The 26746-nt window shown below is 61.7% G+C and carries 21 protein-coding genes; 20 read left to right on the top strand and 1 reads right to left on the bottom strand.

The annotated features are described in order from the left end of the window. The first annotated feature begins 13 nt into the window (after positions 1 to 13). From KSS91_RS02535 to KSS91_RS02625, 19 genes are all read left to right on the top strand, one after another. Positions 14 to 2077: a type IV pilus secretin PilQ gene (locus KSS91_RS02535; RefSeq protein ID WP_217836958.1), complete on the top strand. Its 2064-nt coding sequence runs from the start codon at positions 14 to 16 to the stop codon at positions 2075 to 2077. Between the two features lie 4 nt (positions 2078 to 2081). Beyond that, positions 2082 to 2600, top strand: a complete 519-nt coding sequence (gene aroK, locus KSS91_RS02540; protein WP_015093141.1) for a shikimate kinase AroK — start codon at positions 2082 to 2084, stop codon at positions 2598 to 2600. 150 nt (positions 2601 to 2750) lie between these two features. After that, positions 2751 to 3851, top strand: a complete 1101-nt coding sequence (gene aroB, locus KSS91_RS02545) for a 3-dehydroquinate synthase (RefSeq protein WP_095964619.1) — start codon at positions 2751 to 2753, stop codon at positions 3849 to 3851. Between the two features lie 10 nt (positions 3852 to 3861). Next, on the top strand, positions 3862 to 5463 hold the full coding sequence (locus tag KSS91_RS02550; RefSeq protein ID WP_217836959.1) for an AAA family ATPase: 1602 nt from the start codon (positions 3862 to 3864) through the stop codon (positions 5461 to 5463). 349 nt (positions 5464 to 5812) lie between these two features. After that, a complete protein-coding gene (gltB, locus tag KSS91_RS02555) occupies positions 5813 to 10258 on the top strand; it encodes a glutamate synthase large subunit (RefSeq protein ID WP_007975601.1) in 4446 nt (1481 codons plus the stop codon). Between the two features lie 32 nt (positions 10259 to 10290). Beyond that, the gene (locus KSS91_RS02560) at positions 10291 to 11709 is read left to right on the top strand and encodes an FAD-dependent oxidoreductase (RefSeq protein WP_007975602.1); all 1419 of its coding nucleotides are present in this window, start codon (positions 10291 to 10293) and stop codon (positions 11707 to 11709) included. A gap of 253 nt (positions 11710 to 11962) precedes the next feature. Next, positions 11963 to 13030, top strand: a complete 1068-nt coding sequence (gene hemE, locus KSS91_RS02565) for a uroporphyrinogen decarboxylase (RefSeq protein WP_217836960.1) — start codon at positions 11963 to 11965, stop codon at positions 13028 to 13030. A gap of 286 nt (positions 13031 to 13316) precedes the next feature. Beyond that, positions 13317 to 14783: an N-acetylglucosamine-binding protein GbpA gene (gbpA, locus tag KSS91_RS02570; protein ID WP_217836961.1), complete on the top strand. Its 1467-nt coding sequence runs from the start codon at positions 13317 to 13319 to the stop codon at positions 14781 to 14783. Between the two features lie 77 nt (positions 14784 to 14860). Continuing rightward, the gene (locus tag KSS91_RS02575) at positions 14861 to 15397 is read left to right on the top strand and encodes a type II secretion system protein N (protein ID WP_217836962.1); all 537 of its coding nucleotides are present in this window, start codon (positions 14861 to 14863) and stop codon (positions 15395 to 15397) included. 8 nt (positions 15398 to 15405) lie between these two features. Continuing rightward, positions 15406 to 17325 (top strand): type II secretion system secretin GspD, encoded by a 1920-nt coding sequence (gspD, locus tag KSS91_RS02580; RefSeq protein WP_217836963.1) that lies wholly within the window; start codon positions 15406 to 15408, stop codon positions 17323 to 17325. A 4-nt stretch (positions 17326 to 17329) separates the two neighbouring features. Next, the gene (gene gspE / locus KSS91_RS02585) at positions 17330 to 18802 is read left to right on the top strand and encodes a type II secretion system ATPase GspE (protein WP_217836964.1); all 1473 of its coding nucleotides are present in this window, start codon (positions 17330 to 17332) and stop codon (positions 18800 to 18802) included. Between the two features lie 2 nt (positions 18803 to 18804). After that, complete coding sequence (gene gspF, locus KSS91_RS02590) at positions 18805 to 20013, top strand: type II secretion system inner membrane protein GspF (RefSeq protein ID WP_217836965.1); 1209 nt, start codon at positions 18805 to 18807, stop codon at positions 20011 to 20013. 3 nt (positions 20014 to 20016) lie between these two features. Continuing rightward, positions 20017 to 20472 (top strand): type II secretion system major pseudopilin GspG, encoded by a 456-nt coding sequence (gspG, locus tag KSS91_RS02595; protein WP_217836966.1) that lies wholly within the window; start codon positions 20017 to 20019, stop codon positions 20470 to 20472. Positions 20473 to 20475: 3 nt separating this feature from the next. Then, complete coding sequence (gene gspH, locus KSS91_RS02600) at positions 20476 to 20943, top strand: type II secretion system minor pseudopilin GspH (RefSeq protein ID WP_217836967.1); 468 nt, start codon at positions 20476 to 20478, stop codon at positions 20941 to 20943. Further along, positions 20936 to 21319: a type II secretion system minor pseudopilin GspI gene (gspI, locus tag KSS91_RS02605; RefSeq protein ID WP_217836968.1), complete on the top strand. Its 384-nt coding sequence runs from the start codon at positions 20936 to 20938 to the stop codon at positions 21317 to 21319. The genes gspH and gspI overlap by 8 nt, the downstream gene beginning before the upstream one ends. Further along, positions 21312 to 21854 (top strand): type II secretion system protein GspJ, encoded by a 543-nt coding sequence (locus KSS91_RS02610; RefSeq protein ID WP_217836969.1) that lies wholly within the window; start codon positions 21312 to 21314, stop codon positions 21852 to 21854. The genes gspI and KSS91_RS02610 overlap by 8 nt, the downstream gene beginning before the upstream one ends. After that, positions 21851 to 22702, top strand: coding sequence for a type II secretion system protein GspK (locus KSS91_RS02615; RefSeq protein ID WP_217836970.1), 852 nt, complete (start codon positions 21851 to 21853; stop codon positions 22700 to 22702). The genes KSS91_RS02610 and KSS91_RS02615 overlap by 4 nt, the downstream gene beginning before the upstream one ends. Beyond that, positions 22699 to 23802 carry a type II secretion system protein GspL gene (gene gspL / locus KSS91_RS02620; protein WP_217836971.1) on the top strand — a complete coding sequence of 368 codons (1104 nt, stop codon included), beginning with the start codon at positions 22699 to 22701 and terminating at the stop codon, positions 23800 to 23802. Before KSS91_RS02615 ends, gspL begins: the two co-directional genes overlap by 4 nt. Beyond that, the gene (locus KSS91_RS02625) at positions 23799 to 24230 is read left to right on the top strand and encodes a type II secretion system protein M (protein WP_217836972.1); all 432 of its coding nucleotides are present in this window, start codon (positions 23799 to 23801) and stop codon (positions 24228 to 24230) included. The genes gspL and KSS91_RS02625 overlap by 4 nt, the downstream gene beginning before the upstream one ends. Here KSS91_RS02625 and KSS91_RS02630 read toward each other — a convergent pair. After that, positions 24223 to 25503 (bottom strand): MFS transporter, encoded by a 1281-nt coding sequence (locus tag KSS91_RS02630; protein ID WP_217836973.1) that lies wholly within the window; start codon positions 25501 to 25503, stop codon positions 24223 to 24225. The genes KSS91_RS02625 and KSS91_RS02630 overlap by 8 nt on opposite strands. Before the next feature lie 118 nt (positions 25504 to 25621). On the opposite strand from KSS91_RS02630, the gene KSS91_RS02635 reads away from it, so the two are divergent. Continuing rightward, the gene (locus tag KSS91_RS02635) at positions 25622 to 26524 is read left to right on the top strand and encodes a LysR family transcriptional regulator (RefSeq protein ID WP_217836974.1); all 903 of its coding nucleotides are present in this window, start codon (positions 25622 to 25624) and stop codon (positions 26522 to 26524) included. The last annotated feature ends 222 nt before the right edge of the window (positions 26525 to 26746 follow it).

Consider the following 26746-nt stretch of genomic DNA (forward strand, 5'->3'; position numbering starts at 1 on the left):
TGGAACCCGAATAATGAACAGGATTTTCTCCACCTTCGGCCTTTCGCTATGGATAGCGATGTTGTCGCCGATGGTACAAGCGGCCAATCTCAAGGCGCTGGATGTCGCCGCACTGCCGGGAGACCGGGTCGAGTTGAAGTTGTCGTTCGATGCACCGCCCCCGTTGCCTCAGGGTTACATGACGGAGTCGCCGGCCCGGATTGCGCTGGATTTGCCGGGTGTCGTCAGTCAGTTGGCCAGCAAGACTCGCGATCTCGGTAGTGGAAATGCCCGTAGTGCAACGGTGGTGGAGGCCGGGGGACGTACGCGATTGATCATCAACCTGGCTCAGTCGGCCCCGTACGACTCGCGAATTGAAGGCAACAATTTGTTGGTGGTTGTCGGGCAGGGTGTCAAACCCTCTGCACCCGGGCCGACGGCCCCGGCAATGCCGGCACGCGCCGCTGCGACGCCAGGCAAGGCCATTCGGGGTGTGGATTTTCAGCGAGGGACGCAGGGCGAGGGCAACGTGGTGATCGACTTGTCGGACCCATCGATTGCGCCCGACATACAACAGCGCGAGGGCAAGATTATTGTCGGGTTCGCCAAAACCCGATTGCCCGAGCCGTTGCGCGTGCGTCTGGATGTGAAGGATTTCGCCACGCCCGTGCAGTACGTCAAGGCCAGCGCGAGCGGCGATCGAGCCATCATCAGCATCGAGCCCGGTGGTACGTTCGATTACTCGACCTATCAGACCGACAGCAAGCTCACGGTCAGCGTTCGCCCGGCGACGGTCGACGACCTGCAAAAGCGCAATGCCGGGTCACAGGCTTACAGCGGCGAGAAGCTTTCGCTGAACTTCCAGGACATCGATGTGCGGTCGGTGCTGCAATTGATCGCCGATTTCACCAACCTCAATCTGGTGGCCAGCGACACGGTGCAGGGGGGCATCACGTTGCGCCTGCAGAACGTGCCGTGGGATCAGGCGCTGGATCTGGTTCTGAAAACCAAGGGGCTGGACAAGCGCAAGGTCGGTAATGTCCTGCTTGTTGCGCCGGCCGATGAAATTGCTGCCCGTGAGCGACAGGAACTGGAATCACAAAAGCAGATTGCCGATCTGGCGCCGTTGCGTCGGGAACTGTTGCAGGTGAATTACGCCAAGGCGGCGGACATCGCCAAACTCTTCCAGTCGGTGACCAGTGCCGAAGCGAAACCCGATGAGCGGGGGTCGATCACCGTCGACGAGCGCACCAACAACATCATTGCCTACCAGACCCAGGACCGGCTAGATGAGCTGCGCAGGATCGTCACGCAGCTGGATATCCCTGTGCGTCAGGTCATGATCGAGGCGCGCATTGTCGAAGCCAACGTCGACTATGACAAAAGCCTCGGGGTGCGCTGGGGCGGATCGATACAGAACCGGGGCAACTGGAACACCTCCGGTGTCAGCAATGGACTCAACGGGTCATCGACCATCGGCACGCCCGGCAGTACCAGCACCAACTCACCGTTCGTCGACATGGGCGTAGCCAACAACACCTCGGGAATCGGCATCGCGTTCATCACCGATAACGTCTTGCTGGACCTGGAACTGACGGCCATGGAGAAAACCGGCAACGGGGAAATCGTCTCGCAACCCAAGGTGGTCACGTCCGACAAGGAAACCGCCAAGATCCTCAAGGGCACCGAGATTCCCTATCAGGAGGCCAGTTCCAGTGGCGCGACTTCGGTGTCGTTCAAGGAGGCCTCGCTGTCCTTGGAGGTGACGCCGCAGATCACGCCCGACAACCGGATCATCATGGAGGTCAAGGTGACCAAGGACGAGCCGGACTACCTGAACAAGGTCCAGGATGTACCGCCGATCAAGAAAAACGAGGTCAACGCCAAGGTCCTGGTCAACGATGGCGAGACCATCGTCATTGGCGGCGTTTTCTCAAATACTCAGAGCAAGGTCGTAGATAAGGTGCCATTTCTTGGCGATGTGCCGTATCTTGGCCGCCTTTTCCGGCGTGATGTGGTTTCGGAGAAAAAATCCGAGCTGTTGGTATTCCTCACTCCGCGTATCATGAATAATCAGGCGATTGCTGTGAGTCATTGATTCTGTGCGAAATTTGATTCTTGTAGGACCGATGGGTGCTGGAAAAAGCACCATCGGCCGGTTGCTGGCCAAAGAGCTGCGCCTGCCATTCAAAGATTCCGATAAGGAAATTGAATTGCGCACGGGCGCCAATATCCCTTGGATCTTCGATAAAGAAGGCGAACCGGGCTTTCGTGATCGCGAGCAGGCAATGATTGCCGAGCTGTGCGATTACGACGGAGTGGTGCTGGCGACAGGTGGTGGCGCGGTCATGCGCGAAGCCAATCGTCGGGCACTGCATGCCGGTGGGCGGGTGGTTTATCTGCATGCGTCGGTCGAGCAGCAGGTCGGCCGCACGGCCCGTGACCGCAATCGGCCATTGTTGCGTACTGCCGATCCGGCCAAGACCCTTCGGGATCTGTTGGCGATCCGCGATCCGCTTTACCGGGAAATTGCCGACCTGGTGGTCGAAACCGATGAGCGACCGCCGCGAATGGTCGTACTCGACATTCTAGAGCGCCTGCAGCAGTTGCCACCCCGTTAAAGCGCCGCGCGAAATGCGCTATCCTCGGCGTTTGGCCATGACCGCTCAAGGTTGTGGCAGATGGCTACCGAACGGCGTCATACCAGCAGATGCCGTGGATATTCGTTAACTCAAGGCAGGACGCCTGATTCATCTTCACTGTGGGGACACATGCAGACACTCAAGGTCGATCTAGGCGAGCGCAGCTACCCGATTCATATTGGCGAAGGTTTGTTGGATCAGCCTGAGCTGCTGGCCCCGCACATTCGCGGACGGCAAGTGGCGATCGTCTCCAACGAGACTGTTGCACCGCTCTATCTTGAGCGTCTGACCCGCAGCCTGGCGCAGTACTCGGTGATTTCCGTGGTGCTGCCCGACGGTGAAGCCTTCAAGACCTGGGAAACCCTGCAGCTGATTTTCGACGGTCTGCTGACCGCGCGGCATGACCGCCGCACCACGGTGATCGCTCTCGGTGGCGGTGTGATCGGTGACATGGCCGGCTTTGCCGCCGCCTGCTACCAGCGCGGCGTCGATTTCATTCAGGTTCCGACTACGCTGCTGTCGCAGGTCGACTCCTCGGTGGGCGGCAAGACCGGGATCAACCATCCGCTGGGCAAGAACATGGTCGGCGCCTTCTATCAGCCGAACGTGGTGCTGATCGATACCGCCAGCCTCAATACCCTGCCGGCGCGCGAACTGTCCGCCGGTCTGGCCGAAGTCATCAAGTACGGGCTGATCTGTGATGAGCCGTTCCTGACCTGGCTCGAAGACAACGTCGACCGCCTGCGCAATCTGGACCAGCAAGCCCTGACCTATGCCATCGAGCGCTCTTGCGCGGCAAAGGCCGCGGTGGTCGGTGCCGATGAGAAAGAGACAGGCGTTCGTGCCACGTTGAACCTGGGCCACACTTTTGGCCACGCCATCGAAACCCACATGGGCTATGGTGTCTGGCTACATGGAGAAGCGGTGGCTGCCGGTACCGTGATGGCGCTGGAAATGTCCGCGCGACTGGGCTGGATCAGCGAGCAGGAGCGTGATCGCGGCATTCGTCTGTTCCAGCGTGCAGGGCTGCCTGTCATCCCGCCAGAAGAGATGACAGAAGCCGACTTCCTCGAACATATGTCCATTGATAAAAAAGTGATCGACGGTCGTTTGCGCCTGGTGCTGCTGCGCCGCATGGGTGAAGCGGTGGTGACCGACGATTATCCGAAAGAGGTTCTACAGGCCACGCTGGGGGCAGACTACCGCGCCCTGGCTCAGCTTAAAGGTTAATAAGAACACGATGACTAGTTTGCATGCCGACGAGGCTTTCCTCGGCCATTACCAGTTGAGTCATGACCCTTTTGCTCCACGGGTGCCTGGCTTCAAATTTTTCCCGGCCCAGCGCAAACCCGTGCTGGGGCAGTTGCATCACCTGGCCCGCTACAGTCAACTGCTGCTGGTGGTCACCGGTCCCGAGGGCAGTGGCAAGACCCTGCTGCGTCAGGCCCTGGTGGCCAGCACCAACAAGCAGTCGGTACAAAGCGTGGTGGTGTCCGCCCGTGGCGCCGGCGATGCGGCCGGTGTGCTGCGTCAGGTGGCCCAGGCGCTGAATGTCGCCCAGGCGGATGCCGACGCTATTCTGGCCCAGGTGGTGCAGCTTGCACTCACCGGGCAGGAAGTCTATTTGCTGGTCGATGACGCCGAACAGCTCGATGAGTCCGCCCTTGAGGTTCTGATGGTCCTGGCGGCCGGCGCGCCTGAAGGTCGCCCGCATGTGTTCCTGTTCGGCGAGACCTCGCTGATCGCTCAGCTTGAGGCTTTGCATCTCGAGGAAGAGCGTTTCCACGTCATCGAACTGCAGCCCTATACCGAGGACGAAACCCGCGAGTATCTGGAGCAGCGGCTCGAGGGCGCTGGCCGCGGCATAGAACTTTTCACCGCGGATCAGATCTCTGATATTCACGAAAGCTCCGAAGGTTGGCCTGGCAGCATCAATCAGGTTGCCCGCGATGCAATGATCGAAGCCATGATCGCCAGCCGCTCTGCGGTCAAGCGTCCAAAAATGGGGTTCAATATGCCGAAGAAACACGTATTGGCGATTTCCGCCGTTGTCGTGGTTGCGGTTGCTGCCGCCTGGATGATGCCGGGTCGCAACAAGGCACCGACCACGGGTGCGCCGGCCAATGAACAGGCGCAACTGCCGCTTGGCCAGGGCCAGCCGACCGCGAATGGCGGTGCTCCGGCCGTCGAATTCGCCGGCAACACGCAGCCGATGCCATTGCCGTTGGTCGGCAACTCGCAACCGGTCATGCGCGCCCCGCTGGCTGAAGCCGCAGGCGGCATCACCGAAGGCGATGACGGCGTTCCGGTTGAAGGCTCCAGCGCCACACCGCCGACGGTGACCACCACGGCGCCGCCTGTGGGCATTCCTGCCGGCCCTGCGCCGACACCGGCGGCCAAGCCGACACCCGCGCCGGCACCTGCGCCGACTCAGGTCGCCACCGCCAAGCCAGCCCCTGCTCCAGTGGCCAAGCCTGCTCCAGCGCCAGCCAAGCCAGCCGTTGCGGCGGCGGCCAAGCCTGCCGAGAAACCGGCTCCGGCGGCCAAGGCGGCTAGTGGCACCTGGTACGCCGGTCAGGCACCGGGCAATTACGTGGTGCAAATCCTCGGCACCAGCTCCGAAACGGCCGCACAAAGCTTCGTCAAGGAGCAGGGCGGCGAGTACCGCTATTTCAAGAAAGTCCTCAATGGCAAGCCGCTCTACGTGATCACCTACGGTAACTTCGCCAATCGCGATGCAGCCGTTTCCGCCATCAAGGCCTTGCCAGCGAAGGTTCAGGCTGGTAAACCTTGGCCTCGCACTGTCGCCAGCGTCCAACAGGAACTGGCAACAACTCGCTGAAGATTCGGCGGCCTTACCCAGGCCGCCTCTCCAAGCACCTCAAAATTTCTACAAGTGCGCGCCGCCTTCCGGGCTGCGTGCCTTGTGGTGTCTGCGTCACAGTAGTCTTTGAGTCGTTGCGGTCAAAATTAAAAAAGTTTTGACTAGCACAGCAGATCGCTTTAAACCTTTCACAAATGCGACATGGATTTGCGACATTTCGTCGTCAAATTTGTGAGGCCAAGTGTCGGTGTGTACAATGACCTCCCTTTTGTCCCCGCAAAGCTGGCGTACGTTCGGCGCGGATGGCAAGTGGTTGAATTGAAAAGAAATTTGCCTCGATTAGAGGCAGCCTGGTGAGAAAGTGTCTATGAAAGCAGGTCTGTACCAACCAGATGAATTCAAGGATAACTGTGGTTTCGGCCTGATAGCCCATATGCAGGGCGAGCCCAGTCATACCCTTTTGCAAACGGCCATCGAGGCCCTGACCTGCATGACCCACCGCGGTGGGATTAATGCCGACGGCAAGACCGGTGACGGTTGCGGTCTGCTGATTCAAAAGCCGGACGTGTTCCTGCGAGCCATCGCCCAGGAAACCTTCGGCGTCGAAATGCCCAAGCAATATGCGGTGGGCATGGTCTTCTTCAACCAGGACCCGGTCAAAGCCGAAGCCGCTCGCGAGAACATGAACCGCGAGATCCTGGCCGCCGGCCTGCAACTGGTCGGCTGGCGCAAAGTGCCGATCGACACCAGCGTCCTCGGCCGCCTGGCCCTTGAGCGCCTGCCGCAGATCGAGCAAGTGTTCATCGGCGGTGAAGGCCTGAGCGATCAGGACATGGCCGTCAAGCTGTTCACCTCCCGTCGTCGCTCGTCCGTGGCCAACGCCGCCGACACCGACCACTACGTCTGCAGCTTTTCGCACAAGACCATCATTTACAAAGGCCTGATGATGCCGGCGGACTTGACCGCCTTCTATCCGGACCTGAGCGATGAGCGCCTGCAAACTTCGATTTGCGTGTTCCACCAGCGCTTCTCCACCAACACCCTGCCGAAATGGCCGCTGGCTCAACCGTTCCGCTTCCTGGCGCACAACGGCGAGATCAACACCATCACCGGCAACCGCAACTGGGCCGTGGCCCGTCGCACCAAGTTCACCAACGACCTGATGGACCTGGAAGAGCTCGGCCCGCTGGTCAACCGCGTGGGTTCGGACTCCTCGAGCATGGACAACATGCTGGAGCTGATGGTCACCGGTGGCATCGACCTGTTCCGTGGCGTGCGGATGATCATTCCGCCAGCGTGGCAGAACGTCGAGACCATGGACCCGGATCTGCGTGCGTTCTACGAATACAACTCGATGCACATGGAACCGTGGGACGGCCCGGCTGGCGTGGTAATGACCGACGGTCGCTACGCGGTGTGCCTGCTCGACCGTAACGGTCTGCGTCCGGCGCGTTGGGTCACCACCAAGAACGGTTTCATCACCCTGGCCTCGGAAATCGGTGTCTGGAACTACCAGCCTGAAGATGTGATCGCCAAGGGCCGCGTAGGCCCGGGCCAGATCTTTGCCGTGGACACCGAAACCGGCCAGATCCTCGACACCGATGCGATCGACAACCGTCTGAAGTCCCGTCATCCGTACAAGCAATGGCTGCGCAAGAATGCCCTGCGCATCCAGGCGACCATGGAAGACAACGACCACGGTTCGGCGTTCTACGACGTCGATCAGCTCAAGCAATACATGAAGATGTACCAGGTCACGTTCGAAGAGCGCGACCAGGTGCTGCGTCCGCTGGGCGAACAGGGCTACGAAGCCGTGGGCTCGATGGGCGACGATACGCCGATGGCCGTGCTGTCCCAGCGCGTGCGCACGCCGTACGACTATTTCCGCCAGCAGTTCGCGCAGGTCACCAACCCGCCGATCGACCCGCTGCGCGAAGCCATCGTCATGTCGCTGGAAATCTGCCTCGGTGCCGAGCGCAACATTTTCCAGGAGTCGCCGGAACATGCCTCGCGCGTGATCCTCAGCTCGCCGGTCATTTCCCCGGCCAAGTGGCGCTCGCTGATGAACCTCGATCGTCCGGGCTTCGAGCGCGCTATCATCGATCTGAACTACGACGAAAGCGTCGGCCTCGAAGCGGCCATCCGCAACGTTGCCGATCAGGCTGAAGAAGCCGTGCGCGCCGGTCGTACCCAGGTTGTGCTGAGTGACCGTCACATCGCCCCGGGCAAGTTGCCGATCCACGCTTCGCTCGCCACCGGTGCGGTGCACCACCGCCTGACCGAAAAAGGCCTGCGCTGCGACTCCAACATCCTGGTGGAAACCGCGACCGCTCGTGACCCGCATCACTTCGCCGTGTTGATCGGTTTCGGCGCCTCTGCCGTTTACCCGTTCCTGGCCTATGAAGTGCTCGGTGACCTGATCCGTACCGGTGAAGTGCTGGGCGACCTCTATGAGGTGTTCAAGAACTACCGTAAAGGCATCACCAAGGGCCTGCTCAAGATCCTGTCGAAGATGGGCATCTCGACCATCACTTCGTACCGCGGTGCGCAGTTGTTCGAGGCCATCGGCCTGTCCGAGGAAGTCTGCAACCTGAGCTTCCGTGGCGTGCCGAGCCGCATCAAGGGTGCGCGTTTCGTCGACATCGAAGCCGAGCAGAAGGCCCTGGCCACCGAAGCCTGGAGTCCGCGCAAGCCGATCCAGCAAGGCGGCCTGCTGAAGTTCGTCCACGGTGGCGAATATCACGCGTACAACCCGGACGTGGTCAACACCCTGCAGGCCGCTGTGCAGCAGGGCGACTACAGCAAGTTCAAGGAGTACACCTCGCTGGTGGACAACCGCCCGGTGTCGATGATCCGCGACCTGCTGAAAGTCAAAACCCTCGACACTCCGTTGGATATGAGCGAGATCGAACCGCTGGAATCGGTGCTCAAGCGCTTCGACTCCGCCGGTATCTCCCTGGGCGCCCTGTCGCCGGAAGCTCACGAAGCCCTGGCCGAAGCCATGAACCGCCTCGGTGCGCGTTCCAACTCCGGCGAAGGCGGCGAAGACCCGGCGCGCTACGGCACCATCAAGAGCTCGAAAATCAAGCAGGTTGCGACTGGCCGTTTCGGTGTGACCCCGGAATACCTGGTCAACGCCGAAGTGCTGCAGATCAAGGTCGCCCAGGGCGCCAAGCCGGGCGAGGGTGGTCAACTGCCGGGCGGTAAAGTGAACGGTCTGATCGCCAAGCTGCGTTACGCAGTGCCGGGCGTGACCCTGATTTCGCCACCGCCGCACCACGACATCTATTCGATCGAAGACTTGTCGCAGCTGATTTTCGACCTGAAACAAGTCAACCCGAAGGCATTGGTCTCGGTGAAGCTGGTAGCGGAAGCGGGCGTCGGCACCATCGCTGCCGGTGTGGCCAAGGCCTACGCGGACTTGATCACCATCTCCGGCTACGACGGCGGCACCGGTGCATCGCCGCTGACCTCGATCAAGTACGCGGGTGCGCCGTGGGAGCTCGGCCTGGCCGAAACCCACCAGACTCTGCGCGGCAACGACCTGCGCGGCAAAGTCCGGGTGCAGACCGACGGCGGCCTGAAAACCGGCCTCGACGTGATCAAGGCGGCCATCCTCGGCGCTGAAAGCTTCGGCTTCGGCACCGCGCCGATGATCGCCCTGGGCTGCAAATACCTGCGCATCTGCCACCTGAACAACTGCGCCACCGGCGTCGCGACTCAGAACGAGAAGCTGCGCAAGGACCACTACATCGGTACCGTCGACATGGTGGTGAACTTCTTCACCTACGTCGCCGAAGAAACCCGTGAGTGGCTGGCCAAGCTGGGCGTGCGTTCCCTCGAGGAGCTGATCGGCCGTACCGATCTGCTGGAGGTCCTCGAAGGCCAGACTGCCAAGCAGCATCACCTCGACCTGACTCCGTTGCTGGGCAGCGACCACGTGCCGGCGGACAAACCGCAGTTCTGTGGCGTAGACCGCAACCCGCCGTTCGACAAGGGCCTGCTGGCCGAGAAAATGGTCGACATGGCCACCTCGGCGATCAACGACCTGAGCGGCGCTGAATTCGCCCTGGATATCTGCAACTGCGACCGTTCCATCGGTGCACGGATCTCCGGCGAAATCGCGCGCAAGCACGGCAACCAGGGCATGGCCAACGCGCCGATCACCTTCCGCTTCAAGGGCACTGCGGGCCAGAGCTTTGGTGTGTGGAACGCCGGTGGCCTGAACATGTACCTGGAAGGCGACGCCAACGACTACGTCGGCAAGGGCATGACCGGCGGCAAGCTGGTCATCGTGCCGCCGAAGGGCAGCGTCTACCGCACCCAGGACAGTGCCATCATCGGCAACACCTGCCTGTACGGCGCCACTGGCGGCAAGCTGTTCGCCGCCGGCACCGCGGGCGAGCGTTTCGCCGTGCGTAACTCCGGTGCCCACACTGTCGTGGAAGGCACTGGCGATCACTGCTGCGAGTACATGACCGGTGGCTTCGTCTGCGTATTGGGCAAGACCGGTTACAACTTCGGCTCTGGCATGACCGGCGGTTTCGCCTATGTGCTCGACCAGGACAACACCTTCGTTGACCGGGTCAACCACGAACTGGTGGAAATCCAGCGGATCAGCGGCGAGGCGATGGAAGCCTACCGTAGCCACCTGCAACGCGTGCTGAACGAGTACGTCGAGGAAACCGACAGCGAGTGGGGTCGTGAACTCGCCGAGAACCTCGATGATTACGTGCGTCGTTTCTGGCTGGTCAAGCCCAAGGCTGCCAACCTGAAATCGTTGCTTTCCAGCACCCGTGCCAACCCGCAGTGATATGCGCCTGAAGAGTTTGATGAGGTTTTAAAATGGCTGAACGTCTGAATAATGACTTCCAGTTCATCGAGGTCGGGCGCAAGGATCCGAAGAAGAAACTGTTGCGTCAACGCAAGAAAGAGTTCGTGGAAATCTACGAACCCTTCAAGCCCCAGCAGTCGGCCGACCAGGCCCACCGCTGTCTGGGTTGCGGTAACCCGTATTGCGAATGGAAGTGCCCGGTGCACAACTTCATTCCCAACTGGCTGAAACTGGTGGCCGAGGGCAACATCCTCCAGGCCGCCGAGTTGTCGCACCAGACCAACACCTTGCCGGAAGTCTGCGGCCGGGTGTGCCCGCAGGATCGTCTGTGCGAGGGTGCCTGCACCCTCAACGACGGCTTCGGCGCGGTGACCATCGGTTCGGTGGAGAAGTACATCACCGACACCGCGTTCGCCATGGGCTGGCGCCCGGACATGTCCAAGGTCAAGCCGACCGGCAAGCGTGTCGCGATCATCGGTGCCGGGCCTGCGGGCCTGGGCTGTGCCGACGTGCTGGTGCGCGGCGGCGTGACCCCGGTGGTGTTCGACAAGAACCCGGAAATCGGCGGCCTGCTGACCTTCGGCATCCCCGAGTTCAAGCTGGAAAAGACCGTGTTGAGCAATCGCCGCGAAGTCTTCACCGGCATGGGCATCGAGTTCCGCCTCAACACCGAGGTGGGCAAGGACGTGACCATGGAGCAACTGCTCGAAGAATACGATGCGGTATTCATGGGCATGGGCACCTACACCTACATGAAGGGCGGTTTTGCCGGTGAGGACCTGCCAGGCGTGTATGACGCGCTGGACTTCCTGATCGCCAACGTCAACCGCAACCTGGGCTTTGAAAAGTCGCCGGAAGATTTCGTCGACATGAAAGGCAAGAAGGTCGTGGTACTGGGCGGTGGCGACACGGCGATGGACTGCAACCGTACGTCGATCCGCCAGGGCGCCAAGTCGGTGACCTGCGCCTATCGTCGTGACGAAGCGAACATGCCGGGCTCGCGCAAAGAGGTGAAGAACGCCAAGGAAGAAGGCGTGAAGTTCCTCTACAACCGCCAGCCGATCGCGATTGTCGGCGAAGACAAGGTCGAAGGCGTGAAGGTGGTCGAGACCCGTCTCGGCGAGCCGGACGCCCGTGGCCGTCGCAGCCCCGAGCCGATCCCGGGCTCCGAAGAGATCATCCCGGCCGACGCCGTGGTCATCGCCTTCGGTTTCCGCCCTAGCCCGGCGCCGTGGTTCGAGCAGTTCGAGATCCAGACCGACAGCCAGGGCCGCGTCGTGGCACCGGAGCAAGGCCAGTACAAGCACCAGACCAGCAACCCGAAAATCTTCGCCGGTGGCGACATGGTGCGCGGTTCGGACCTGGTGGTGACGGCGATCTTCGAAGGCCGTAATGCGGCTGAAGGGATCCTGGATTACCTGGGCGTCTAAACCCTGATCCTGAGCCGAATGCAGTAAAAAAGTGGGAGCGGGCTTGCTCGCGAAGAGGGAGTATCAGTCGACAGTTTTGTTGCCTGAAACACCGCATTCGCGAGCAAGCCCGCTCCCACAGTTGTTTCGCGGTGTTGCTAAACTTCGTATTTCATTGCGACAAATTGACCCGATAGACAAAAGGCTGACCTGCATCCGTGCCTTTTGCGTCCGGCTCTGAGAAAATGCCCTCACTTTTTTTCCGGATGCCGACATGACTGCCCTGAAGAACGACCGTTTCCTGCGCGCCCTGCTCAAGCAACCCGTAGACGTCACCCCTGTGTGGATGATGCGTCAGGCCGGTCGCTACCTGCCTGAATACCGCGCCAGCCGCGCCAAGGCCGGCGATTTCATGAGCCTGTGCATGAACCCGGCGTTCGCTTGCGAAGTCACGATGCAGCCGCTCGACCGTTATCCACAACTGGACGCGGCGATCCTCTTTTCCGACATCCTGACCATCCCCGATGCCATGGGCCAGGGCCTGTACTTCGAAACCGGCGAAGGCCCGCGCTTCAAGAAAGTCGTCAGCACCCTGGCCGACATCGAAGCCCTGCCGATTCCCGATCCGCAGAAAGACCTCGGCTACGTGATGGATGCGGTCAGCACCATCCGTCGTGAACTGAACGGACGTGTGCCGTTGATCGGTTTCTCCGGCAGCCCATGGACCCTGGCGACCTACATGGTCGAAGGCGGCTCGTCGAAAGACTTCCGCAAGACCAAGGCCATGCTCTACGACAACCCGCAAGCCATGCACCTGTTGCTGGACAAGCTTGCGCAGTCGGTCACCAGCTACCTCAACGGCCAGATCATGGCCGGTGCGCAAGCGGTGCAGATCTTCGATACCTGGGGCGGCAACCTGTCGGCAGCGGCGTACCAGGAGTTCTCCCTGGCCTACATGCGCAAAATCGTCAGCGGCCTGATCCGCGAGCATGAAGGCCGCAAGGTGCCGGTCATCCTGTTCACCAAGAACGGCGGCCTGTGGCTGGAAAGCATCGCAGATGCCGGTGCTGATGCATTGGGCCTGGACTGGACCTGCGATATCGGCAACGCCCGTGCCCGTGTTGGCGACAAAGTCGCGCTGCAAGGCAACATGGACCCGACCGTGCTCTACTCCAAACCGCAAGCCATTCGCGCTGAAGTCGGGCGCATTCTCGCCAGCTACGGCAAAGGCAGCGGCCACGTGTTCAACCTCGGTCATGGCATTACGCCGGAGGTCGATCCGGAACACGCCGGTGCATTCCTGCGTGCCGTGCATGAATTGTCGGCGCAGTATCACGAATAACGGCAACACCGTTTTTCAGAAGCCTGTCCCGCCTTGAGCCGGACAGGTTTTTTTATGTCCCACATTCCCGGATAAAGCATCTCTTTCTGTAAGAGTGTTTTCCTTTCTTGTCGGAAAATCGGATGAGAAGACTATTCCCGCCCGGTGCGATGATTACTCCTACATAGAATTCTTCGTCATCCCCGTAAGGTTCCAGACCCCTGTTCAGCACAACGCTGAACGGTAACGAAGCAAACATCGCCGCCTGCAAGGCGCCTTGTTTTCGATAGGCAGTCTGGAACACATCATGAAACTTACATTTGATAAAAGAAGTGCATTAACGGCCTGCACCTCTTCGATGATCCTGTTATCGGCAATGCTGGCCTCTCAAACCGCATCCGCCCACGGCTATCTGGATGTGCCGCCGTCACGCGCACTGGCCTGCCAGAAAGGTTTGAACACCAACTGTGGCGGCGCGCAGTACGAGCCGCAGAGCGTCGGTGAAACCTTCAAGGGCTTTCCGGCAGGTGTCGGCGGTGCCCCCTTGCAGGGGCCGGTCGATGGCAAAATAGCCAGCGGCGGTCACGCGCTGTTCTCCGCACTGGACGCACAGTCCGCCACCCGCTGGCACCTGACGGAAATCAAGGATCGCAACATCGATTTCCAATGGCGTTACACCGCCGCCCACCCGGCGACCAAGCACGAGTATTTCATCTCCAGCGACGGCTGGAACCCGAACGAGTCGCTCAAGCGCGCCACCTTCGAAAGCACGCCGTTCTGCACCATCGATGGCGGCAACCAGTTGCCGGTGTCGGGCGCCAGGCACAGCTGCACCCTCCCGTCCGACAAGTCCGGCCACCACGTCATCCTGTCCATCTGGACCGTCGGTGACACCGACGCCGCGTTTTACAATGTCGCAGACGTGAACATCCTTGCCGAACCCGACTTGCCGGGCGGCTGGTCGCCGGTAGGCAGCATTGCGTCATCGACCCCGTTGCTGGCGGGTGACAAGGTCAAGGCTCGCGCGTTTACCGCCAAGGGCGAGAGTGCGCAATACAGCGTGGAAATCAGCATCGATAACGCTGAAGAAGGCACACCGCAAAACTGGTCGTACAAGCTGGCGGAAAAAATCAACCAGACCCACACTCTGGTTCGCGCCGGTATCCGTGACGAGAGCGGCAATGTTGCCCCGGTCAAAGGCACCAACCGCCTCTACGTGCAAAAAGAAAGCGGTGTAGTCCGCTATGAAGTGCAGTTGGCCATGAAGGAAGACGCCGCTGCGCACATGGCGGTGACCTCTCAGCAAGCCGAATACGTCCTGGATAAAGGCCGGGCCAAAGTCGAATTCAGCATGACTGCGAACCGCGCGATGGACGTCGAAGCGACCTTGTTCGATCAGAACAACAAACCGGTCGGAACCACGTCGGCACAAGTGGCCACCGGCTCCACCTCGTTGTCCCTGGATGTGCGCAGCAATCCGGGTGCGCACACGCTGACCCTGGTCGGCACCACCCTGGATGGCCGCACCACCCGTCAGGACACCAAGACCACCCAACTGACCGGTGAAGGCGCGGTCATCGAATACGACTTCGTGTTCCCTGAAGGCCTCAGCGACTACACCGCCGGCACCAAGGTGCTGCAACCGAAGACTGATGAAGTCTTTGAGTGCAAGCCATTCCCTGCTTCGGGTTATTGCAAGCAGTACGCCCCTACCGCCAACGGTTTTGAACCGGGTGTCGGTGCTCACTGGCACATGGCGTGGGACAAGTTGTAAGTCCTCGCAACTGGCATCAGGCGACCTCAAAAAAGGTCGCCTGATGCCAGGCACTTCTGCTGAGTACCGAGTTGAAAATGAAGGTTTCGAATTTTTCCGGACAACGCTTTCGGGCATGCCTGAGCAGCATTTGTTGGCTCGCGTTGCCAGTGGGCGCTGCGGTGTTTCTGGCGTGGCAGGAACGGGCGTTTCGCGAGCATCTGGCTTCACCGTTGCCCGACATCGCAGCTCTGGAGACGGTGCCTGTACGTGAGCCGCTCGAAACAACATCGATTGCCATCGTGTTCGGCCTGACGACGGAGTCCACACCGCGGCCCAGCGCCGAACCGCTGACCTTGCAAGCGAGCTTTGTCAGCAACGGACTATCCAAGGCACTGCTGGCCAATGCTCAAGGTTCTCGTATCTATCAGGTGGGCGAGCGTTTGCCCGGCGGCAGTGTCCTGCGTCGTATCGAGACCCACCAGGTTGTGCTGTGGAACAAGGGCCGGGAAGAGCTACTAACGCTCCTCCCCCCTGGCGCACGTTTTCTGAAGGGACTCGAATCATCCGTCGATGCTCAATCGGTCACCACGACCACCCATTTTTTACGCCCGCTCTTCGGGCAACCAGAGTGATGAATTTCATGAACAGCTTCGTCGGCGCGCATTGGTTGCGTTCCATGCTCTTGCTTGCCGTTTTGGCGGCTGCAGCCTTCCCGGGCACGCTACGAGGCGCCGAAGAAAAATGGCAACTGGCGATGAACAACGCAGAGCTGCGCGACATCGTCGAAGAGATCTCCAGCATTCTCGGGACCACGGTAGTGCTGGACCCCAAGGTCTCCGGTCGTATCACCGTCATGTCCCGGCAGGCCCTCGATCGTGAAGGGGTGCGCCGGTTGTTCTATTCGGTGCTCGACGCCCACAATTTCACGGTGATCGATGAGGGCGACCGGATTCTCATTGCCCCGGTTGCCGAGGCCAGGACCCGGGCCGGTCAGGGCACGGTAAAAACCACCACGGCGTCGCAGTTCGTGACCGAAGTCATCGGGTTGAACACCGGTAGCGCCACCGATATTGCCGGGCTGGTGCGGCCGTTGGTTTCTGCCAACGGTTATGTCGGCCCCTCGGTGTCGGCCAACGCGTTGGTGCTGACCGATACGGCCGCCAATGTGAAGCGCATCGCCCGGGTGATCCGCGAACTGGACTCCGGGCAGAACATCCTGCACGCGGTGCTTGAGCTCAAGCATGCCCAGGCCGGCGATGTCGCGCCGGTGATCGAGGCCTCCATGGGCAAGCGCAATGCCGAGTCGGCCATACAGGTACTGGCTGACACCCGGACCAATCGCCTGATTTTCATTGGCCCGCCAGTTGTTCGCCAGCGTTTGATCGAACTGGCCCGTGGGCTCGATACACCGGCCACCACGACCCTCGACAACGCCCGGGTGATTCGCCTGCGTCACAGCGATGCCAAGCAGTTGGCCGAGATTCTGGAGTCGATGGGGCAGGGCAGAAAACAGACGTCCGCCATCGGCAGCGCCAAGGATATGTCGGGCGGCGCAGCCTTCATGATCAAGGCCGACGAAAGCCAGAACGCGCTGGTGCTGATTGCCCAGCCGGCACAGGTGCGGACCATCGAAAGCATCGTGCGCCAGCTGGACCAGCCACGGGCCCAGGTGTTGATCCATGCCGCCATCGTCGAAATCTCCGGCGACATCGCCGAGGCCGTCGGTGTGCAGTGGAACCTCAACACCAGCGACGCCAAGGGCTTCATCAACTTTCCCGGCACCGACATTCCGATTGTCGGCGGGTTGAAGTTCGACGAGAAACGATCGGCGCCGGAAGGGGCGATCCTGCAACTGGGTAGCGACCGCTTCGGAGTGCTGATTTCGGCCCTGGCCAGCAACACCCACAGCAACCTGCTGTCCACCCCGAGCCTGTTGACCCTGGACAATCAGGAAGCGGAAATCATCGTCGGCCAGAACGTGCCGTTCAAGACCGGCTCCTACGCCACCAACAGCAACGGCGCGGAGAATCCGTTCACCACCGTCGAGCGCAAGGACGTCGGCATCAGCCTGAAGATCAAGCCTTACATCAACGAAGGCTCGACGTTGCGCCTGGAGGTCGAACAGGAGGTGTCGGACATCGCCCCTTCGGTGTCGGGCATCGACTCCTCGGACCTGATCACCAACAAGCGAGCCCTCAAAAGCACCATCCTCGCCGACGATGGCGAAATCATCGTGATCGGCGGCCTGATCCGCGACAGCGTGCGCACCCAGAAAAGCGGCGTGCCGCTGCTGCGTGACATTCCCTATCTCGGCGCGATGTTTCGCTGGAGCCGCGACACCCAGACCAAAAGCAATCTGATGGTGTTCTTGCGCCCGACCATCGTGCGCAGCAAGGAGGACCTGTCCCAGGTCAGCCAGCAGCGTTACAACGCGCTGCGTGACCTGAGCAAGACAGGGGCGGGGGAAAACAACTCGTTGCTGCTGCCATCCGAGGCACGCGGGTTGTTTGAACCAGCCAGCGACGCGCCAGTGTTCGACTTGCGCGGCAAGGCGCAGTAAACCCATGGGCGAATTCAGCGAGCAATTGCCCTTCGGTTTCGCCCGGCGTTTTGGTGTGTTGCTGGAGCGTGACGGCGACGATCTGCGCCTTGCCCTGCGCAGCGATGCACCGCTCAGCGCATTGTCAGAGGCGCGCCGGGTGTGCGGGTCGACGCTGCCGTTCGTCATCGTCGACGCCGAAGAATACGCCTCACGCCTGGCGGCAGCCTATCGCGAGGGACAAAGCGCGATGGAGCAGGTAGCCCAAGGGCTGGACGAAGAACTGGACTTGCTCAGCCTGGTCGATCAGGTGCCGCAAACCGCCGACCTGCTGGAGCAACAGGGCGATGCGCCGATCATTCGCCTGATCAACGCACTGCTCGGTGAGGCCGTGCGCGAGCACGCCTCGGACGTGCACCTGGAAACCTTCGAGCAGTACCTGTCGGTGCGCATGCGGGTGGATGGCCAACTGCGGGAAATGCTCAGGCCCAAGCGCGAACTGGCGACGTTGCTGGTGTCGCGGATCAAGGTCATGGCGCGCCTGGACATCGCGGAAAAACGCGTGCCCCAGGATGGGCGAATGGCCTTGCGTCTGGCCGGGCATGAAGTCGATGTGCGGGTCTCGACGCTGCCTTCGGCCCACGGTGAACGGGTGGTGCTGCGCCTGCTCGACAAGCAGGCCGGGCGCCTGGACCTGCATCGGCTGGGCATGCCGGACGATACCCTCGCGGCCCTGTGCCAGTTGTTGGGCAAACCCCACGGCATCCTGCTGGTGACCGGGCCGACCGGCTCCGGCAAGACCACCAGCCTGTACGCCGCGTTGAGCAGCCTGAATGACCAGACCCGCAACATCCTCACGGTCGAAGACCCGATCGAATATCACCTGCCGGGTGTGGGCCAGATGCCGGTCAACCCGAAAGTCGACATGACCTTCGCCCGCGGACTGCGGGCGATTCTGCGCCAGGACCCGGACGTGGTGATGGTCGGCGAAATCCGCGACCGCGAAACCGCCGAGATCGCCGTGCAGGCGTCTTTGACCGGGCATCTGGTGCTGTCGACCTTGCACACCAACAGTGCGGTCGGCGCCGTCACGCGGCTGGTCGACATGGGTGTCGATGCCTACCTGTTGGCGTCTTCGCTGGTGGGCATTCTGGCCCAGCGCCTGCTGCGCACCCTGTGCCCCCATTGCAAGGTTTCGTACACCGCCGACGCGGCGGCCTGTGAGCGCCTGGGGCTCGACACGGCCACATCGCACGCACTGTTCAAAGCCTCGGGCTGCGCGCAGTGCCAGCACGGCTATCGCGGGCGCATCGGCATCTACGAACTGATCAGCGTGACGCCCGCCGTCTCAGCGCTGATCCATCAGGGCGCTAGTGAGCAAATCCTCGTCGACGCAACGCGCAAGGTCTCGCGCAGCCTGTTCCAGGACGGGCGTCAGCGGGTGCTGGAAGGCTTGACCAGCCTCGATGAGTTGCTGCGCGTGACCCAGGAGCACTGACGATGCCCACCTTCGACTACCGCGCCCTTGATGCCCAAGGCCGATCCTGCAAGGGACGCCTGGAGGCCGATGGACCCCGTCATGCGCGGCAGCTGTTGCGTGAACGTGGCGTGTGGCCGCGTGTGTTGATCGAAGTTCCGGTCGACAGCGGCACAGGTAAGCAACCACGCGGCGCGGGTCTGAGCGCGGCTGATCTGGCGTTGTTGACCTTGCAGCTGGCAACGCTGGTTCAGGCCGGGCTGCCTCTGGAAGAAGCGCTCGAGGCGGTGGCGAAACAGAGCTCGAAGCGCAAGGTCGCAGGCCTGCTCTCGGCGGTCAGGAGCCGGGTGATGGAAGGCCACGCCCTGGCCTCGGCCCTGGGAAAGTTTCCCAGGGCCTTCCCCGAATTGTTCCGCGCCACCGTGGCCGCCGGCGAGCGCTCGGGGCATTTGGGTCATGTGCTGGAGCAACTGGCGGCTTACACGCAGGCTCGCCAGGCCTCGCGGCAAAAGATCCAGATGGCCTTGGTGTACCCCTTGATCCTGATGCTGGCCAGCGCAGCAATCGTCGGTTTTCTGCTCGGCTATGTGGTGCCGGATGTGGTGAAGATCTTCGTCGACAGCGGCCAGCCGTTGCCCTGGCTAACCCAGGCGCTGATCGGCGTGAGCAACGGCTTGCGCAACCATTTCCTGTTGTTGATGGGCGTACTGGCGACGCTGTTCGGCCTGTGGCGCTGGAGCTGGCAGCAGCCGCAGTGGCGTCTGCGCTGGCATCGTTGGCTGCTGAGTGCGCCCGTCATCGGTGAAGTACTGCGGGCCATGGAAGCCGCGCGGTTTGCCAGCACCCTGGCGATCCTCGGCAAAAGTGCCGTGCCCTTGGTGGACGCACTGGAAATTTCCGCCTCGGTCATCGGCAACCTGACCATTCGCGCGCGGATGGTCGATGTCGCCCGTTCCGTGCGCGAAGGCGGAACACTCACTCGCGGGCTGGAATTGAGCGGCGACATCCCGCCGATGATGCTGCACATGATCGCCAGCGGTGAACGTGCCGGCGAACTCGATCGCATGTTGGCCCGGGCCGCCGAACAACAGGAAAGCAGCCTCGCCGCGCGCATTGCGCTGGTGGTGAGCCTGTTCGAGCCGGCCATGCTGGTGCTGATGGGCGGCGTTGTGCTGCTGATCGTCATGGCCATCCTGCTCCCGATTCTCAGCCTCAACCAATTGGTGAATTGATCCATGCAACCTGCCCGCAAAAGCCTTTCCCGCGTGCAACGCGGTTTTACCCTGATCGAAATCATGGTGGTGGTGGTCATCATCGGGGTGCTGGGGGCCATTGTGGTGCCGCAGTTCATGAGCCGCCCCGATCAGGCCAAGGTCACCGCCGCCAGGATCGATATCCAGGCCATCGCCACTGCCCTGGAAATGTATCGCCTCGACAACGCCCATTACCCCTCGACCCAGCAAGGCCTGGAAGCGTTGGTCAAACGTCCCTCGGGCTTGCCCGCGCCGCGTGGCTGGAACCCTCAGGGTTACCTCAAGAGCATGCCGGTCGACCCGTGGAACACGCCTTATCAGTACCTCAATCCGGGTGTGAGATCGACGGATGGCACGTACGACCTGTACTCCCTGGGTGCCGATGGCGTAGCCGGCGGTGAAGGGTTTGCAGCGGAAATCGGCAATTGGAGCAATTGATCCGTGGGCTATCGCTGCCGAGGGTTTACCTTGCTGGAATTGATGATCGTGATTGTCGTGGTCGGCGTTTTGCTGGGCATGGTGAGCTTTGTCGGTGGGGGCAATCCCGCGCGCCAGGTCAGGCAGGAAGCCGAGGCGATGGTGCAGGTGATCCATCAATTGCGCGAGCGAGCGGTATTCGAGGGGCAGGACTATGGCTTGCGGCTGAGTACCGATGGCCACCGGCCGATGCGCCAGGGTGTTCACGGTTGGGAACCGGTGGCGGAGCTTACTGATTGGCCCCTGAGTATGCGGGTGCGTTTTCGGCATGACGGCTATGCGGTAGACCTGGACGCCGATGAAGGACCGCCGCAGTTGTTGATATTCAGCAACGATGAGACCAGCGTCTTCACCCTGACATTCGAGTCCACCAACCGGACCTGGCTGAGGTTGTCCGGCGATGGCCTTGGCGAGGTGGAGATCGATGGCTAGCCCGCGAACCCGATCCGCCATGGGCGGTTTCACGCTGCTGGAAATCATGGTGGCCATGGCGGTCTTCGCGACACTGGCGGCTGCCGTGCTTTCGGCCAGTCAATACGTGGTCAAACAGCGTGGCGCCGTTGAGGCGCGACTGTTTGCGGCGTGGCTGGCGGACAACCGGTTGAACGAATTGCGCCTGCAACCCGGTTTGGCGACCGGGCAGCAACAACAGGTGGTTTCCATGGATCAGCGCGACTGGGTGTTGCATCAACACATCAGCGCCACCGGTGATCCACGTTTGCTCCAGGTCGACATTCAAGTCAGCCCCGCAAACAGTACGCACGCCTTGCATCGTGCCAGCGGTTGGATACTCGCGCTTCATGAATAAGCAGCGCGGGTTCACCCTGCTGGAACTGGTCATCGCCCTGGCGATCTTCGCCGTGTTGGGGCTGGCCAGTTGGGGCTTGTTCGATAGCGTGGTGCGGGTGCAACGGGGGGTGACGACCCACGAGCGAGAACTCAGGAGCCTGCAGCGCGCGGTGGCGGTAATCGAGCGGGATCTGCTGCATGTCACTGCGCAGCCGATGGTGCTCGCACCGCCGCTTTTGCAGTTCCAGCGCAGTCACTGGCGCAATCCCCTGGACCAGCCGCGTAGTGAGCTTCAGGCACTGACCTATCGACTCGATGGCGAAGTGCTGTGGCGCGAAAGCCAGGGCGAAGGCACAGAACTCGTGCAGCGGCAAAAACTGCTGGAGGACGTTCGCGAGTTGAGCTGGCGCCTGTTCGACAGCCAGTCCGGCTGGGTCGCTCATGGGGCGTCCGGGCAGGACGCGAAGGCGCCCCTGGCGATGGAGGTGCAGGTCTCGGTTGGTCGCTTCGAATCGATTCGTCGGGTGTTGCCGATGCCGGGTGCATTGCCATGAACGGGCATCAACGCGGCATGGCGTTGATCAGTGTTTTGCTGGTCCTGAGCCTGGCGCTACTGATCACCGGTGGCTTGTTGCGCAGCCATCACCTGTCGCTGCAAAGCAGCGGGCAACAGTTGCAGCAGATACACCTGCGCCAACTCGCATCGGGCGGGGAAAGCTGGGCGCTGCTGCTGTTGCGCGACGCGCTACAGGACACGGAAAAACCCGTCGAGCGGATTCAGGGCTGGACGGCCATGGCACCGGGTTTCGAGGTTGAGGATGCGCAGATCCGCATCGATATCGATGACCTCGCCGGGCGTTTCAATCTCAACGCTTTGTTACGCCAGGGCCAGGTGGATCAGGTCACCCTCAACCGTTGGGCGCGCCTGCTTGAGCTGCTCGAGCTTCCTCCTGTGCAACTGAGCAAGGTCGGGCCGCTGCGGGAACTGAGCCAGCTGCGCTTGCTTCCCGGCATTGACGCTCGCCTGCTGCAACGACTGGAGCCCTGGGTGGCACTGCTGCCCACCGACGTCGCCTTGAACATCAACACCGCACCGGCGCTGTTGTTGAGAACGCTCGGCGAGGTGGACGCCGCGACCGCCGATGCGCTGGTGCTTCAGGCCGCAACAGCGCCCTGGGCGAGTGTCCAGGCGTTTACGCAGGACCCATTGCTCTCCGGGCAGGGCTTGAGCAGTCACGGCCTTGGCACCCATAGCCGCTGGTATCGGATCGGCGTGCAGGTGATCCGGGACGGGCGCCAATTGCATCTGGCCACGGATGTCGGGTACGACCCCAAGACTCAACAACTGACGGTACTGCAACGACGTTTTCTTCCTACCAGTAGCCACGAGAGACCGCGATGAACACTTGGCTTTACCTGACCGCCGAGGGCCGGGATGCGCCATCCGCACTCTGGCCTTGCATACTGTGGTCCCCCACCGGCCAACGCGAGCCGATGCCACTGAGTCAGGCGACCTCGGCATTGCAGGGGAAGTCGGTCGATGTGCTGTTGCCCATGGAAATGTGCAGTTGGGTACGCAGCGAGCCATGGCCGGCGCGGCGTCAACCCGAGGCCCAGGCCATCGCCTTCGCCGTGGAAGATCAACTGAGCGAGGCGCTGGACGTTGTGCATCTGGGTGTTGGCGCTCGTGATCGCGACGGCTGCTACCCGGCCATGGTCATCGGCCGGGAACGGTTGGCCGCCGTGCTCGCCCTGCTGCGCGAGACGGGTATCGCGGTGCGTGGGGTGTTCGTTGATGCCGATCTGTTGTCCGGCGCTCAACCGTGCGGTGCCTGGTGGTTCGGTCGTTGGCTGTTGGGTGGAAGCCTTTCGGCACGCATGGCGTTGTCGCAAGACCACCTGGCGCTGCTCACCCCTTTGTTGCCCAAAGACATGCAATGGCTGGACGAACGTGAGGACCCCGCTGTCATCGACCAATGCCTGACCCATCGCCCGATCCGGGCCATCAACCTGCTGCAAGGCGCATTCGCCCTGCGCGGCAAACGTCTGCCCTGGCGTTCCGGTGGATGGGTGATGTTGATACTGGCGCTGTTGACCTGGGGGGCCAGCGAGACGCGGATTCGCTTCATCGACAGCGAAGCCCGCCGCCTCGCCAGCCAAAATGAACGGCGATTCAAGGCGCTTTACCCGGAGCAAGGCCGCATCGACATGGCAGCGCAACTCAAGGCCCTGCAAAGCCAGCCTGTCGAATCGCAAGAAACCCGCATTGCGGGGTTGGTCCGATTGACTGAGCAGGTGATCGGCGCCAGCCCGGTCGAGGTCCGGCGCATCGAATTCAGGGCCGGTGAAGGCTGGAAAATCCAGCTGACCGCCAGCGGCTTTGCCGAACTGGAACAATTGCGTGAGCGCGGACGCCAACAAGGCATACCCATCCGGCTCGATAGTGCGAACAAAGCTGCAGAGCGGGTGCACGCCACCCTCAGCGTGGAGGACGAAGCATGATCCAGGCATGGCGGCGCCTTTCTGTGCGCGAACAACGGCTGTTGCAGGTATTGGGGGCTTTCTTGTTGGCGGTTGTGGCTTTCAGCCTGATCTGGCAACCGAACCGGCAGCGCCTGGAAACTGTCGAGCGCCAGTATCAACGGCAGGCGGAGCTGGCCGCGCAAATGCAGCGGGCGTCACCGCGCGGCCATGTCCCCGCCGACTTCGGTCAGCCCCTGTCGCTGGGCATCAGTGAAAGCGCAGCGGCAGCGGGGCTGGAAATCCGTCAGATGGACAGCGACAGCGACCTGCTGCGCCTGACCCTCAATGGCAACGCGCAACCGTTGATACAGTGGCTCGACGTTATGGAGCGTAACGGTGTCGCGTTGCAGTCGCTGACGCTGGAAAAACGTGACGATGTTTTGGAGGCGCAGCTGGTACTCAGGTAGCCGAGGTGTGTTGTGGCAACAGCGGCAGCTTCGCCAGCTTCAGCGCGATCAGTAGCGCAATCACCAGCAGCGAGCCGATGAACAGCCCGATCCCGTTCCAGCCACCCAGATGCCAGAACACGCCACCCGCCGTACCGGCAATGCTCGACCCTGCGTAGTAGCTGAACAGGTACAGCGACGACGCCTGACCCTTGGCCTTGGTGGCGCGGCGGCCGATCCAGCTGCTGGCCACCGAATGGGCACCGAAGAAGCCGAAGGTGAATACCAGCATGCCGATGATCACCAGCGACAGCGGTGTGAACATCGTCAGGGCCAGGCCGGCGATCATCAGTGCAATGGTGCTCCAGAGCATCTTGCGTCGACCGAGCTTGTCGGCCAGGGCACCGATTTTCGCCGAGCTGTAGATACCCGACAGGTACACCACCGAGAGCATCCCGACGAACGCCTGTTCCATGTGATACGGCTCGGCCAGCAGGCGATAGCCGATGTAGTTGAACAGTGTGACGAACGCTCCCATCAGCACAAAGGCCTCGAGGAACAGCAGCGGCAAGCCGGCGTCGCGAAAGTGCATGGTGAAGCCGTCGAGCAGGCTGCGCGGGTGCAGCGAGCGGGAGCGGAAGTTGCGCGATTCGGGGAGGATTTTCCAGAACACCGCTGCCGCAATCAGGGCCAGGCCGCCGATTACCAGCATTGCCGTGTGCCAACTGACGAAGTCGATCAGTACCCCGGTGATCAAGCGCCCGCTCATCCCGCCAATCGCGTTGCCGCCGATATACAGGCCCATCGCCAGGCCGATGTGCTGCGGATGGATCTCTTCGCTCAGGTAGGTCATGGCGACCGCCGCCAGCCCGCTCAATGACAGGCCCACCAACGCCCGCATCGCCAGCACCGCGTGCCAGCTCGGCAGCATCGCGCTGGCAAGGGTGCACAGGGCGGCGGCGAACAGCGCGGCGACCATCACCGGTTTGCGCCCCACGCGGTCGGAGATCGGCCCCGTGATCAGCAAGCCGAAAGCGAGCATGCCGGTGGCGACAGAGAGGATCAGGCTACTTTGCGCCGCGTTGATGGAATATTCGTCGGACAGCAGCGGCATCATCGGTTGCACGCAATACAGCAGGGCGAAGGTCGCGAAGCCGCCGCAGAACAGTGCCAGCACCGTGCGCATGAACGCTGGCGTGCCTTTTTCGATGTAGATCTCTGCCAGCTCAACGGCGATAGCGTCCTTTGCGGCGGGAGGAACTTCATGGGCGAGTGGGGCGACAGCAGTTTTCACGGGGGACCTCGGAGGACGCAGCCGGTCAGGCAATGAAAAAAGCATATAGCTGGCTAATGATTCAATCCAATATATTGTTCGACCTGTTTGATAGCTTTTACGACCTAATGGGGTTTCCATGGAATTGCGTCATCTGCGCTACTTCATCGCCGTCGCCGAAGAACTGCACTTCGGCCGCGCCGCACAGGTGCTGGGCATCTCCCAGCCGCCGCTGAGCCAGCAGATCCAGGCACTGGAACAGGAAGTCGGCGCGCGGCTGTTCGAGCGTACCAATCGTCGGGTCGAGCTGAGCGAGGCCGGTCGGCTGTTCCTGGAAGAGGCGCGGCTGGTGCTGGCACAGGTCGACAAAGCGGCGGATGTCGCGCGACGGGCGCAACTGGGGGAGTTGGGTGAATTGAAGATTGGCTTCACCTCATCCGCCCCGTTCAACTCGACCATTCCCCAGGCGATTTTCTCTTTTCGCCAGCGCTTCCCGGCGGTGCACCTGAATCTGCGGGAAATGAGCAGCACCCAGGTGGCCGATGCGCTGGTGGATGAGTCGATTGAGGTCGGCATCATGCGCCCGCTCGGGCTGCCGGACTGCCTCAGCGTGGTCGAGCTGATGCGTGAGCCGCTGGTCGCGGTGCTCAGCTCCAAGCACCCGTTGGTAGAGGGCAGCGAAGAGGGCCTGTTTCTGTCGGCCCTGGCGCTTGAGCCTTTCGTGTTCTTTCCACGCAGCTACGGCAGTGGTCTGTATGCACAACTGCTCAGCTTGGCCCGGGATTCCGGCTTCAGCCCGCACTTCGCCCAGGAGGCCGGCGAGGCGATGACCATCATCGGGTTGGTGGCGGCGGGGCTCGGTGTGTCGGTGTTGCCGGCGTCTTATCAGCGGATGCGCATCGACGGCGTGGTCTATCGGCCTTTGCTGGATCCGGCGGCGGTGTCGGCGGTTTGGCTGGTGCAGCGCAAGGATCAGAAGTCGGCGATGGCCAAAGCGTTTGTTGAGCTGTTGACTCGGAAGGTTGAGCCACTGAAGTCGTGACGGCTGCGCCGTCAATCGCGAGCAAGCTCGCTCCCACAGGGTTCAGCGCAGTGAACACAATCTTGGTAGCGCCGGGAAACCCTGTGGGAGCGGGCTTGCCCGCGAAGGCGTCCGCAAGAACACCAACAATATCCCAAGCCAGCAGGAAGCTTTACCGCCGGCCGTGGGACATTTCCGAAATCCCTCGGACAGGCTACAGCGCCTTGCGGCGTTGCCTACGAC

It is taken from the genome of Pseudomonas azerbaijanorientalis (genome assembly GCF_019139795.1).
GTDB classification, from domain to species: domain Bacteria; phylum Pseudomonadota; class Gammaproteobacteria; order Pseudomonadales; family Pseudomonadaceae; genus Aquipseudomonas; species Aquipseudomonas laurylsulfatiphila.